Origin of the sequence: Paenalicyclobacillus ferrooxydans (assembly GCF_001399675.1) — a bacterium.
GTDB classification, from domain to species: Bacteria; Bacillota; Bacilli; order Alicyclobacillales; family Alicyclobacillaceae; genus Alicyclobacillus_B; species Alicyclobacillus_B ferrooxydans.
Map to the genome: position 1 here is coordinate 1 of NZ_LJCO01000053.1, position 12,769 is coordinate 12,769.

Here is a 12,769-nt window from a genome sequence, read left to right on the forward strand (position 1 = left end):
GCACGCACGTGCCACATGGACCTTCTTCGCGATGTCTGCTCCGATAACCAAGGTCGAATCTGTAATACGACGAATCTTGCTGTTTTGCGTTATACTCATCTTGTAAAGCCTCCTGATTAGTGGTGTGGTTTTCGACGACATCAACACTATCAGGAGCTTTTTATTGTCTCAAACCCGATTTTGCTTCTTAACAGGAATGCTGCCCGATAGCGACGTAGCCCAGAAACTTCCTGTTTGATATTTATGCAGACATGGGAGCGAACCCTTCTCCGGGATTTGCCCCCTTATGTGCAATAAGGAGGCGAGCTCGGGTTGCAATTTCCCACGAACGTAAACATGGGTGAAACACACTCTCGCTCAGCGGTCTATCCCTAACTTAGCTGAGATTTTCGTGCGTTCTGCATCGAAAACAGTTTGCATATCAGACGTATGGGATCGCAAGAGCCCCGCATCAGCGGTGAAATTGCGAATATTCACGAGTTCAGCTTCCTCTTCGTCACTGAGATACTGAAGGAACGAACTACACCTCTCAAACCGTATTCTCATGTCCGTAGCATCTGCATTACGCTCAAGAATATTAAATGTGTCTCTATCAAAAATAGGAGTATCATGCCACACCAAGTCTAAATAAGCGAACAGATTTTTTAGATCCGTTAAATAATACCTTCCAGTCGCAGATATACGCACCGAATTAGCCTCGTCAAAGCTTCTTAGAGCGTGCAACTCATTCTCAACTAATCCCTTCAATGTCAATCCAGCAAGAGATTGGGTACAATCTTGCTCAGATGTTCCTATGGTCTTCAAAGCCTTTGTCAAAGTTGAAATGGGCACGAATCCGTGCCCGAAAGCAGTAGATTCATGACGTCGGTCATGCAGGTACTGAAGTATCCTTAGTCTTGTAAAATGCGACGGAGCCTCCATGTCACCTACACTGAATAGATTCAAGACATGAGAATTATGCTCAGAAAAATACTTTTTTGATCCGAGCATGATGCATTTTACGAATTCATGCACTGGAACCAAGTACGATTTATTGTCCATCGCTGACAGGATTTTACCTGAATCCAAGCTCCCAGCACACATGAACTGCACAAACATCTCTAGAGCCTTGCGGATATTCCCTAATGCAATGAATTCTAGAAAGGTGCGTACCGATTTGTTTTCCACAGCCAGTGATCGGACCATTAGCCGTAAGTATTGATTCAGTTTGTCTCGGCTACAAATAGCCTCATCTAAATCTAACTCAGGGACCGCGCCGCTCTCTAACAAGCGTGCAATAAACTCAAGGCGTTTTCCTATAATCGGTAATATTCCTTGTCGAAGCATTTCAAGAGGTTGGGTGTTTATAGTCGCAAGGGCTCGCCCTGAGGTCTTCATGGCATAGAATGTTTCTTCCCACATACTAATAATGGAAAAAGCTTTGAAGCGTCGAGTTTGTGCATACGCAAACAATATAACCTTTTCCTGGAGGGACTGAGCAAGCTGATCTACATTGTCAAAGACAAATATAACTCTGACATTTAGTCTTTTCCGTACATAGTTGGTTAATCGTTCAGCAAACTCAAGTTTCTGTCCGAACTTCGACAACAGGAATTCAGAAATCTTTGCCTCATATACTTCCGGCTGAGAATTTTTGAAAAAGGCCAGTGGCCCCCGTTCCATTGCTTCTATATCCTGCTGAAATAATCTCTTAAGATTATCGTAGGTTGAGTACTCCACAAATAATTCATGACTTGAGACCAAATTCCAAAGTCTCTCTTCGAAAAAATGTTCAATATTTGTGTCTTCGGTAACATCATGAAAATTGAGACGCAACACAAAATTGCTTGCACCTAATTCAGTGTGCTCAACTCGAAAAAAATGTCCTAAAAAAGTAGTTTTCCCGATTCCAACTCTCCCGAGCATAACCTGAAGATTATATTCATTATTGGGGTTTGATAAAAAATTCGTTATAAGCGAATGAAGCCGTTGACTTAAGTCCTTTAGTTCTGCGAACTGCTTTGAGCGAGCCAAGGTACGAATGGTGGTAGAGAGTGCGTCGTGAAAATCTTTGTCTCCTAGCGATTCTAATATGTCACGCACACTAGCTTCTACAACGTAACACTCCTCTAAGAGTCGGGTATCGGCGTCTTCGATAAGCAAATCACCAAAGTAAGGTGGTAGGAGTTGTGTCATTGCTGTGGCCAAGACGTTTCGGTCATAAGGTGCGTTCATTCGGCCTTCAGAGTTGAAAATAAACGAAGGCTGTAGCCTGCCGATTGCAGGCAGGAGCTTTTGTTCAAGGCTCCCACGTGAGACCGTCTCTTCCGAAAACAAGCCCCAGAATTCCAAAAAATTCTCGGCGATTGCTTCCAAACCTGCAAACAATATCACCCTGCTCTCTCTAATTGGAACGTCATCAACTCGCACCCCTGGGAATACGATCCAGTCAGCTCCGTTCGTTAATACACAAAATTTGACCGCAGATTCATGCGCGTATCGTACAGCTTGTTCATAGACCTCAGCCAAATCTTTTTGCTTTTTTAGGAAATGTTTAATAGTAAGATGTGTCTCGTACTTAAATGTATTGGGCAGACTAAAACTGCGCCCGACTCTCTTGGCTTCTATTAAAAATCTATGTCCACTCGAACCCAATTTATAGTCAATAAACCCATCATGGACGTGTGTTTCCACAGTGACGTGGTCTCGGGACCATCCCAAACATTCGAACAACAACTCGTCAATAATCTTAAGTCTCGTCTCTGCCTCGTTTAGTTCCTCTGAAGCACGAGTCTTTAAGTCCTCAAACATAGTTGCAAATTTTCCAGCACAAATTTCATATCCGGCCATCGGCCTCACCTCTGCCCTGAATGTATGGAAAAGTTTTCTATACGAATGGTTCTACAGAAGGGTCTCTTGTCCCTGCTTTGAGGCTCTGTTTCGTGGTCTCATTTGTAATCAGGTCCACTTGTCACATTCTGCTGGTCGGGTAGCTCAGGCACCTTGCGGTGCCCTCGCCCCCTCAGAACCGTACGTGACAGTTTCCCGTCATACGGCTCAAGCCGTCCTGCAGTCATCCGAACGAGCAGACTTGTATCGCTCGAAGCACCAGCGGTGAGCTACGAACACATTCTCTGGTGTAGCGGGTTTTGCTTGTTCGGATTTGAGTTGAATGAAAGAGATGTTGTTTTCTCCACTAATACGCCATCGGCGAAAGTGTTCTGCGGCTATTGTACAGTCGCAGAAAACACACTTACCGTTGGTCTTCTGTACCACTTTCTTCTGGAATCCATTCAGTCGTTTCAGAGTAAGTTGAAGTCGTCTGGTTTCAAAGTAGTCCGCATCACTCGGGCGGTATGGTGAGCGTGTTCCCTGTATCTTAGTATGTCGGATGATTGGCAATTCGGACATGAAGACGAGGGTTTGTTGGTCGGTCCCAAATGTCCATTGCTTGCGACCTTGTTTGATAAAATACCTATTGAAGACCCACTGGGACGATTTCTTCGGGTGTCTCCTCTTTGCCCAGTGCCAGAGCATTTCACAAATTTGATGGTCACAGTAGGAGAAGACCTTCTTGCTCACCTGCGTGCTGTAGTAATTACTCCATCCCTTAATCACTGGATTGAGTAACCGAATGATGGTTGAAACCGTAGCCGTTTTGTTGGAATTGAGGATGCCCTTCACTTTCCGCAGCACGGACAGTTTGCTGTCCTTTGAAGGCTTAATGAGAAGTGTACCTTTGTACTTTCGAACATTGAATCCGAGAAAGTCGAACCCGTCGTCGATGTGTGTAACATGTGTCTTCTCAAGACTGAGTTCTACCCCGACGTTTTCCGTGAGCCATTCTGCAATGACTGGAACAAACTGTTCAGCCTGTTCCTTTGTCTTACATGTGATGATAAAATCGTCAGCATAAATGACAACATGGAAGCCTGAGAAATTCCGACTCAGTCCAAACTTCTCTCGAAAAGCGTCCCTTAATCCTTTCTCCATACCCTGTAAAGCAATGTTGGCGAGTAACGGAGACAAGATACCTCCTTGGGGTGTTCCTTTTGTCGTTGGAACGTGTCCATCTTCGGGGTCAATGACAGGAGCCTTAAGAATGCGTCGAACGAAGACCCGGTCTTCTGGAGCGAGCTTGCCCAGTAGCTTTTCATGGTCGACGTTGTCGAAGTACCCCTTGATGTCTCCTTCGATTACCCATTGACTCGATTTAGATTGGCACAGTCTGAAGAACACTTGACTGATTGCATCCCAAGTGGAACGATTCGGACGGAAGCCGTACATATTCGGGTCGAACTGTACGTCCCACTCCGGTTCCATTGCCATCTTGTGAATCGCTTGGCACACCCTGTCGTGGATAGAGGGGATGCCTAATGGGCGAAGTTTTCCGTTCTTCTTTTCAATGTACACACGTCGTACCGGTAGCGGTTTCCTTCGGATGTTGATTAGTTCGCGCAGTTCCTGCCTTCGTCTTGCGGTAGTGTAGATTTCCCCGTCCACACCGGCTGTACGTCTTCCACGATTCTCTTGTGTTACGTGCCGAATGGCTAAAAGTTTAACGTGGTGACTCGTGCGGATGAGCCACTTTATGTGGCGAACAACTCTTCTCTTCCCTTTCTCGACTGCGTTGACCAGTTGTCTTTGTAACCTGAGTACGTGGCGCTCGATTTCTTGCCAGTTTGTCTCTCTCTCTAGGGTTTGCTCATTGGTGTCAGCCTCTTGGGCTTCAAGCCATGCTCGCATTACCTTGTCTTCGTAGAGTTCTGACCGTCTCTTGCGAATGCGGTCTGTCGGCTCGTCATTGACGGTTATTTTGTTCATAACAGACCGCTCCTTCGACTCTTGCTAAAAGATTTCCGGTTGAACGACCACGGGTAAGTCTGCACGCTTTCACGTCAGGACATTTCTTTCGTCCCTATCCGCCTCATTACAAGAACGGCGTTCGCTTTTTACCCGCTCCGTTACCCCCTGGGGAGTTCGGCTTCGCTCACGCTCTGCTTACTGTCAGACTTCAACAGACCCCGTGGGGCTTACCATGTTTCTACGGCAATCCATTTTCGAAATGTTTAGGTGCCCCGACTCCCGCGATAGCGCTTGGAACTGCGAATTAGCAACAAGGGAGTGCCAATTCCGGCTACATGCCTTTTGGCTCAAGCGTGTCAGAGTGTTTCGCTTGTTTGTCGTGACGCGGTTTATATGGGGTTCACTGGTGGTCAGGTAGGTCGGGAACCTTGCGGCTCCCTTCCCCCTTAAGAACCGGACGTGAAGCTTTCGCCTCATCCGGCTCAGGCCGTCCTGCAGTATCCGCAACCTTATTTGTCAGCGGCTTTGGATTCACTTACCGAAGACAATCTTCCCATTTGCAATGGCTTCCCCTGGGGATAAGAACCGCTGGGGATTGTCCGGCATCGTATCGCGTCCAAGTTTCCTATATAATTGTTCACGACACCAACGATGCGTGACGAATACATTTTCAACCGTATTGCGGCCACCCAGACGGGGCGGAATCATAGAGTGGAAGACAATATTGTTTTCCCCGTTCTGCTGCCATTTTCGGAGGTGTTCCTCCGCAATGAAGCGTCCACACAGTCCACATCTGCCGTCGGTCTTTTTAACGACCCTCTTTTGAAAGCCATCGAGTCGTTTCCAGAGCAATTGTTTTCGCCGATGGTCAAAGTAGTCCTTATCACTAGTGCGATATGGCGAGCGGTTCCCCTGAATCTTGATGTGACGGATAATACGAACTTTGGACAGGTGAAAAATGTCCTGACGTCCGTCCGTGAATACCCAGTCTCGGTCACCCCGCCGGGCGAAGTACTTAGCTTTAATCCATTTGGCGTTTTTCATTGGGTGCCTACGGGCAGACCATCGCCAAAGCATTTGATGGATTCGGTAGTCACAGTAAGTGAAAGCCTTTTTACTGACCTCCGAACTGTAATAATTCGCCCATCCGCGAAGAAGCGGATTAAGTACGCGTATGATGGTTTCCACCTTGGCCGTTTTGTTGGAGTCCAGTATTTCTTTTACCTTCCGTAGAATAGACAATTTGCTGTCCTTGGACGGCTTGATGAGCGGCTTGCTGTTGTACTTTCGAACGTTGAAACCAAGAAAATTGAATCCCTCATCGATGTGAGTGATTTTCGTTTTCTCCAAGCTTAGTTCGACGCCAACGTGCTCCTTTAACCACTGGGCTACCACTGGAATAAAGCGTTCGGCTTGCTCCTTTGTTTTACAGGAGATGAGAAAGTCGTCTGCGTATCGAACCACGTTGATACCGGGCATGTCTCTGCATGAGCCAAACTTCATTTGGAAGGATAGTTCTCTCAGATCCCTTTCCATACCGTCCAATGCAATGTTGGCCAGAAGCGGAGACAAGATTCCTCCCTGAGGTGTTCCCTTTGTACTTTGGATTACACCTTCTTTTGGGTCAACGACAGGAGCCCTTAACATTCGCCTGACAAACACTCGGTCTTCCGGGGCTAGCTTGGCTAGCAGCTTGTCGTGGTCGACGTTATCAAAGAATCCCTTAATGTCACCTTCGATTACCCATTGGGGGGAACGGCGCCTACCCAGCATAATAAACACTTGTTCGATAGCATCCCATGTGGAACGACTTGGACGAAATCCGTAGGAATTGGGTTCAAACTGGATATCCCATTCCGGTTCCATAGCCATTTTGTGGATAGCCTGACATACGCGATCGTGGATCGTGGGAATTCCGAGCGGCCTTTGTTTGCCATTCTTCTTCCTGATATATACACGGCGGACGGGAAGCGGTCTTTTTCTGAGATTCAGTAGTGCGAGCAATTCCTTACGGGTTTCTGTGGTCAGGTACGTTTTCCCATCGACCCCAGGGGTTTTCCGTCCACTGTTCTCCTGTGTAACAGCACGAATGGCTAGCATTTTAGTATGTTGACTGTTGCGGATGAGCCACTTGTAATGGCGGATGGCTTTACGGTTTCCGTATTCGACTGCGTTTGCTAGTTGTCGCTGCAACCGAGAGACGTGGCGCTCGATTTCCTCCCAGTCCGTCCATGTTTCCAGTGACTTTGCTTCCGGCGAGGTTTCTTGAGCCTCAAGCCATGCGCGCATCATCTTGTCATCGATGGACGAGGTTGAAATCTTACGTTTGGAACCTGTTGGCTCGCTTTTTGCGGTTGGACGGTTCATAACAGGTTCCCCTTTCGTATCTCTGCCGAGTAAGTCCTAGCTGGATGACCATGGGTAAGTCAGCACGCTTTCGCGTCGGGGCATTAAGTTTCAGCACCAAGTGCCGCCCCTATCCACCCCATTACAGAATGGCGTTTGCTTATTACCCATTCCGTTACCTCCTGGGGCGTTCCGTCTCTCTTGCGATTGACCTACTGCCTTATGCAGACCCCATGAGGCTTACCTTGTTGCATTGGCACCCCTTGATGAAATGTTTAGGTGTCCCGACTTCTGCGGTAGCTCTCGGAATTGTGAACTGACAAGGTGAAAGTGTCAGTTCCAGCTACATGCCTTTTGGCCCAGCGTAACAGGGCGTTTCGCTAGTTAATGCTAACGCAGTTTATAAGGGATTCAACTCTCGCTTCACCATGCATTTCTAGCCTAGCTCCGGCCCGAATTGGCCCTTTCAGGACGCGGGTACATTGTCCCATGAGCTCCACAAGACGGCGTTACCACCATCCCATGTCATGGTAGGCTCGCACTCACAATTCAGAGTGGGTGGATTTGCACCACATGACTACCAACACCCTCAAGTCGCACTTCACCATGCATTTCACAACCTAGCTCCGGACCGAGTTCACTCTCTCAGTTCGCGGCTACATTGTCCCGTGAGCTTCACAAGACGGCGTTACCGCCACCCCATGTCACGGTAGGTTCGCGCTCGCAGTTCTGAGCGGGTGGGTTTTCACCACATGATTACCGCTTTGTTTCAAGTCACACCCCCTAAGCGACACAACCCAGAAAATCCCTTGTTAGATATTTATGCATACACGGGGATCAATCCTTCTTCAGGATCTGTCCCCGGTACTGCAACAGCACCTCTGACACCAAAATAAGAAGCCTGACAAGCAGGCTCCTTATTCTTGTGCGTATCGTATTCACGATAATGTTCGCCTCAATTTACATCGGGGTTGGAAGTTTTGTCATAGGCAGAAGGCGAGAGTCCTCGATCGCTGCAGTCCGATGCCCTATACCGGCTAGGTAGTCCTGATGACTGGAAAAACCAAGAAAAGACTGCGCGCTGCTCTGGTGGATCAGCATCACAAGATCCCACCTTTCGTCTTCGGGACCGATAAGAAACTCTCCACCATTTCCAAGAAACATGACTTCCCCTCCGCTTTCCCGGAGAAATGGCAGCGTATGGTCAATATAGCGGTTAAAAGCTTCGGCACCGCTGATTGGGACCTCCGGTCTTAATTCAGGGTTAGCTGTGTAATCGGCAAATTTGCGAAAGCGCAGCAGGTTAAGCATGATAATGCTGCCCTCAATGCCGCGCTGCATGAACCTCATGCCAGCGCGTTGAGAGGGTTCGATATACCGAATATGTCCAAATTCCATCATAGTACTCCTGACACAAGTCTCTATTTGGAACGATGCAGTGTACCGGAGGCTAGGCGAATAACGTAATACCTGATATCTTCGGACTAGTTCCTGCTCATTTGCCTAGCAAGTTCTCCTGTACCAATCAATTGTTCTATCCTCGTCGTAGCATCATGATTTGGGGATCTTCATCTAGTATCCCGTATGCCCAACAGGTTGGAGTTGCTGCACCCATTTTTCTTTGAGTTTCTTTAAAGAACCTTTCAAGTCGTAATACTCATCCGGTTCTTTCTCCAATATCTCCAAAACTTCAAACGCAAAGGCGTCTGCTCCGAATTTGTCCCAATCAGCCTGAAGTGACTTGTTTGGGTGAGTATGGTGCTCTAACATAAATCTCTGCCTCTGGATTGTGTTGATGTTTCTAGTACTATCTACAAAACTCAATTGATTCCTCTTGTTCTTGATGTGATACACACCCGCCTGGGTCTTCTGCTCCTGATATTTCATCCGTAGTTCCTTTTTTCGATCCAAAACTCCACACCTCCACGTGCCTTTATTGATTCATATCCCCCTCTGGGAATGATTTATCTGCCAGTTTCTTGACATAGTCTCTTACATCAGGTTCCCAGTCGGATGTGAACTCGTAAAAGCGTTCTGAATCACCGGCATACAGTGCCCGAAGAGCTTCTTCATATTGATGGAAGTTCCCAGCCATAGCTGTCATGAAGCGATACGTTGCTTCTTGTGACTCTCGTACCTTGCTCCGTTTTTCTCCAGAACGGCGAGCCTCATCAACAAGTTTTCGTAATGTTACCGATGCCCCTCCAGGTTGGCTCTTGAGCCATTCCCAATGCCGTGGCAATAACGTGACCTCACCGGATACAACCCCTAGCTTCGGGCGACCGACCCGCCGTGTCGGCTGGTGATTTACGTCCGTATCAGGCAAACCACCAAACCGTTCTACTAATCGTTTGAGTACGTCATCTGTGGTCCCACGAAAATCAACATCTATTTGCTTCCCCGTGGAATCGTCAAATATCAGCAATTGTTTGAGGTCCGAGTCATCTAGAGAATCGTTCACCGTGGAAATTACGTTCGGTAACAACCCCCTGGTGACCACTCTCACACCCAAAAATGCCGTGCAATAAAAGTGCGCCAGGTCATTTATCATGCTTTACCACCTTCTTTCAATTCCCAGATTAATTATACCCGGGTAAAAGTGAAAATCAATATTACCCGGGTATAATTTCGGTGCGTTATGGATGAACAAATGCAAAAAACGCCGCTACGTAGCAACCGCGCTTTTAAGGAGTAGTGTTTTCCTTATGCTGTTAAATGCTGTTCTGTAGGAATGCTGCTCTTTAGCGACACTGCGAAGCTGAGTATCAAATGCGTATGTATACATATGTCGCCCTAGTTGTTGATCAAGTTGGGCAGCTAGTAGTGCTGAAATACTTCACGTTAATGCCTCACGTTTCTACATCCTTGTGATGTGCCTCACCATGCAATACGCTCTGTAACAACTCGAGTGCTCTCGGTACAGCCGCAACGTCCCAAACGGGAATTATCCATGGCGGAGACTGGACGGATGAACTTACGTCGCGTCTCACGGATACGGAATTGTTATTCAGCCAAATCGCGTGAATATGGCTCCGATTTGCCCCTAAGATGTCATTGTCCCAACTGTTCCCCACCACGACCGCTTGCTCGGGTCGGATGCCTAAAGCGTCTATCACGAGATTGAACACGACCGGGTTCGGCTTTTCAGGTTTATCCTCGGTTAGCTCTGACTGCGTGGCGTACACAAATTCGAAGTAATGGGCTATACCGAACCGTTCCAACATCCTTCTTGCGGCATCACTGTCACTCGTCGCCGTATTGCTCAAGACTGCGTGTTTATAGCTGAGATCCGTTAGAGCCTGAAGCGTCAATACAACATCGGGACGAAGTTGTATTTCGTCGTACAGGTCAATCGGTTTCAGGTCTTGTCCTCCTGGTGGTGGAGTGTTAATCGTGTCCCCCAAGTCCCATATGATGTGTGTGATCATCTTCATTCTCCTCCAATTTCAATAGAAACCATATTGACGATATCTGCCCGATAACGTCAGAACTGTCGAGTCGCCAAAAATGTATATCAATGCATTTTCATATGTCGTCGCAATGAACTTGGGTACTACCTTGATACAGAGTAGACGAGTACGTTTTTGCCCCACTTGGTTATTGTCGTTTCAACATTCAGTCCGTTGCGTTCAGCGACTCTCGCGGATGGCGAGTTATTGGCATCGATGAACGAATACATCTTCTTGAGACCCATACTCTGAAATCCATACTCCTTACAAGCTTTTGCGGATTCCGTCGCGTAACCGTTTCCCCACTCTTGTCTGACGAACAGATACGCGATTTCCATCACATCTGCGCCGTCCAATTCTTGCGGTATAATTCCACATTGACCAAGAAATCTTCCCGTTGCTTTATCCTCGACAATCCAAAAACCAACGCCTAACTTTTCGTAGTTGCCCAACGTTCGAGTTATCCAACCCATTGCTTCCTCTTCATTCATGGTTGCGGGATAGTACTTCATCGCCTCTGGGTCAGAGAAAATTTGCATGAGATTCCGAACATCTTCCGTGGTCATTTTCCGCAAGCTTAGCCGCTCAGTGGTCATGACAATTTCGTCCATCTAATTTCCTCCTTGCATCGCGAAGTACCGTCCATATTACGATGACTCATTACCTTTAAACGTATCTATTGTCTTGTCTGAAAGAACCGCTGTTGCACATTGCTGCCCGTTACGTCAACAAGAGACGCATCGCAATTTATGCATACCTGCGCATGTAAGTGTATATATATGCACTTCTGTAGAGACGGAAATTACAAACCTGTCTGACTTACAACATGACAAATCCTAAAAGCCTGCTACTTAGTCTCCCAGACAATGTCTGTCATGTCCATCATCTTGATTAAGTTCCTGCTCCTCGATCAAGACCTAATTTGGGTCAATTGTTTCTGTAGTTCCTCGATGGTGTCTTGACTCAACCTTGTCCGCTTTAATAATGACCTCCACGCTAAAATCATTTTAATCTAAATTCCTACGCATTTCCTTTACTTCATTTTGTGGCAGTCCGGTTACCTTCGCACCCTTCTCGACAGCGTCTCCAAGAGCGAGTAGTTTATTGGAAATATCATGTACAACTTCCAATAGGCTTTCATCCGCAATTTCGTTACCAAGATCGTTCATCTTGAGTTCCTCCTTCAAACGGGATTGTTCTGCTTCCGTTAAATTCGACCACTTAATCCTCAGATTAGAGCAACTGTGTATTTCTGCTCATATTTATCAGGGATCCGTTTTGTAATCTCAGAAATCCTTTCAAACGCCTCTGCTCGATTACACGGATTAGGGCAAACATTCTTGTTGATGGAATTATCCACAACATGCTGTGTATAAGCTGTGCATAAGATACGAATGTTCAGTTCTCTCCGGTCCCCTGTTTTAGCCAAAAGGAGAAGCCACTTTACCAGTGGTGTGGCTTCTCCGATGCCACCTATCTATGCTTCCAAAAGAACATCGATTTTTCTGTACGTATCTTCCTACTTTCTTCAATTATATGGATGCCTCTAACATTTGCTCAATCGCCGGTTCGCTCCGTATCCAGCCTTTACGAGCCTCGAAAAACGTCCGGTGATGAAGTATCATGCCATCCACGAGCATTGTATGCAAATAGAGAAGTACCATTGTGGCTGCCATCAGGTTTGTGAATAACCTTTGTGGGTTCGACACCACAACCTCACCGCAAGATACTTCAGTTGGCAATTGGTCCGGTTCAATCAGGTCCGGGAATACTTCGCCTGGAAACGGCAAAACATCCCTTCCATTCGCACGGACACCAACAACAACCTGGCCTTCCCATCCAGAATTTTTGATGGCTGCCAGTTGGTAGCGATCAATGTGGTTTGGATCGTTTGGAACCGTTACAGCACTGTTCCCACAGTCAACATATACGATGTGGCGCCACTGATGTAGTTTTTCATGAAGCAGCCGTCGTGTAGACCCGTTATCCACGCTCCAACCACAATAGAACCGTCTTCAACTCCGATTTCCTTAAGATTTGTTGCCGCCGTGAGATACTCCGAGTACGCTGCAATATCAATCCCATAGGCTCGCGAATACCGCTCGGCTAGGACCTCAGCCTTCTTTCGACCGATATCCTGTTCCAAGAAATATTGACGAAGCAGGTTCTTCTGCTCAACCACATCCCCA

Annotated in this window: 11 protein-coding genes; all 11 read right to left on the minus strand. The window is 47.1% G+C overall.

The window, feature by feature from the left end; all coding sequences use genetic code 11:
- Nucleotides 1-357: 357 nt before the first annotated feature.
- Nucleotides 358-2,829, minus strand: a complete 2,472-nt coding sequence (locus tag AN477_RS13095) for a hypothetical protein (protein WP_054969618.1) — start codon at nucleotides 2,827-2,829, stop codon at nucleotides 358-360.
- Nucleotides 2,830-3,036: 207 nt separating this feature from the next.
- Nucleotides 3,037-4,803 carry a group II intron reverse transcriptase/maturase gene (gene ltrA / locus AN477_RS13100; RefSeq protein ID WP_054969619.1) on the minus strand — a complete coding sequence of 589 codons (1,767 nt, stop codon included), beginning with the start codon at nucleotides 4,801-4,803 and terminating at the stop codon, nucleotides 3,037-3,039.
- Between the two features lie 513 nt (nucleotides 4,804-5,316).
- A complete protein-coding gene (gene ltrA, locus AN477_RS13105; RefSeq protein WP_054969620.1) occupies nucleotides 5,317-7,152 on the minus strand; it encodes a group II intron reverse transcriptase/maturase in 1,836 nt (611 codons plus the stop codon).
- A gap of 939 nt (nucleotides 7,153-8,091) precedes the next feature.
- Entirely contained in the window at nucleotides 8,092-8,529 is a 438-nt protein-coding gene (locus AN477_RS13110; protein ID WP_245631819.1) for a DUF1330 domain-containing protein, read from the minus strand.
- A 174-nt stretch (nucleotides 8,530-8,703) separates the two neighbouring features.
- The gene (locus tag AN477_RS13115; protein WP_054969622.1) at nucleotides 8,704-9,042 is read right to left on the minus strand and encodes a GIY-YIG nuclease family protein; all 339 of its coding nucleotides are present in this window, start codon (nucleotides 9,040-9,042) and stop codon (nucleotides 8,704-8,706) included.
- A 22-nt stretch (nucleotides 9,043-9,064) separates the two neighbouring features.
- The gene (locus AN477_RS13120; protein ID WP_054969623.1) at nucleotides 9,065-9,682 is read right to left on the minus strand and encodes a DUF2239 family protein; all 618 of its coding nucleotides are present in this window, start codon (nucleotides 9,680-9,682) and stop codon (nucleotides 9,065-9,067) included.
- A gap of 298 nt (nucleotides 9,683-9,980) precedes the next feature.
- Nucleotides 9,981-10,559 (minus strand): HAD family hydrolase, encoded by a 579-nt coding sequence (locus AN477_RS13125; RefSeq protein ID WP_083486267.1) that lies wholly within the window; start codon nucleotides 10,557-10,559, stop codon nucleotides 9,981-9,983.
- A 125-nt stretch (nucleotides 10,560-10,684) separates the two neighbouring features.
- Nucleotides 10,685-11,191: a GNAT family N-acetyltransferase gene (locus tag AN477_RS13130; RefSeq protein ID WP_054969624.1), complete on the minus strand. Its 507-nt coding sequence runs from the start codon at nucleotides 11,189-11,191 to the stop codon at nucleotides 10,685-10,687.
- 396 nt (nucleotides 11,192-11,587) lie between these two features.
- The gene (locus AN477_RS24535) at nucleotides 11,588-11,749 is read right to left on the minus strand and encodes a hypothetical protein (protein WP_157061956.1); all 162 of its coding nucleotides are present in this window, start codon (nucleotides 11,747-11,749) and stop codon (nucleotides 11,588-11,590) included.
- A gap of 363 nt (nucleotides 11,750-12,112) precedes the next feature.
- Nucleotides 12,113-12,571 (minus strand): hypothetical protein, encoded by a 459-nt coding sequence (locus AN477_RS25045; protein ID WP_169787891.1) that lies wholly within the window; start codon nucleotides 12,569-12,571, stop codon nucleotides 12,113-12,115.
- The coding region (locus AN477_RS13140; RefSeq protein ID WP_211266011.1) for a ubiquitin-activating E1 family protein at nucleotides 12,481-12,769 on the minus strand (289 nt) is incomplete at its 5' end. The genes AN477_RS25045 and AN477_RS13140, both read right to left, overlap by 91 nt.

What these genes read in the sequence shown, in the direction of transcription:
- AN477_RS13095 (WP_054969618.1), bottom strand. Translation starts at nt 2,829, where the DNA reads ATGGCCGGATATGAAATTTGTGCTGGAAAATTTGCAACTATGTTTGAG.
- ltrA (WP_054969619.1), bottom strand. Translation starts at nt 4,803, where the DNA reads ATGAACAAAATAACCGTCAATGACGAGCCGACAGACCGCATTCGCAAG.
- ltrA (WP_054969620.1), bottom strand. Translation starts at nt 7,152, where the DNA reads ATGAACCGTCCAACCGCAAAAAGCGAGCCAACAGGTTCCAAACGTAAG.
- AN477_RS13110 (WP_245631819.1), bottom strand. Translation starts at nt 8,529, where the DNA reads ATGGAATTTGGACATATTCGGTATATCGAACCCTCTCAACGCGCTGGC.
- AN477_RS13120 (WP_054969623.1), bottom strand. Translation starts at nt 9,682, where the DNA reads ATGATAAATGACCTGGCGCACTTTTATTGCACGGCATTTTTGGGTGTG.
- AN477_RS13125 (WP_083486267.1), bottom strand. Translation starts at nt 10,559, where the DNA reads ATGATCACACACATCATATGGGACTTGGGGGACACGATTAACACTCCA.
- AN477_RS13130 (WP_054969624.1), bottom strand. Translation starts at nt 11,191, where the DNA reads ATGGACGAAATTGTCATGACCACTGAGCGGCTAAGCTTGCGGAAAATG.
- AN477_RS24535 (WP_157061956.1), bottom strand. Translation starts at nt 11,749, where the DNA reads ATGAACGATCTTGGTAACGAAATTGCGGATGAAAGCCTATTGGAAGTT.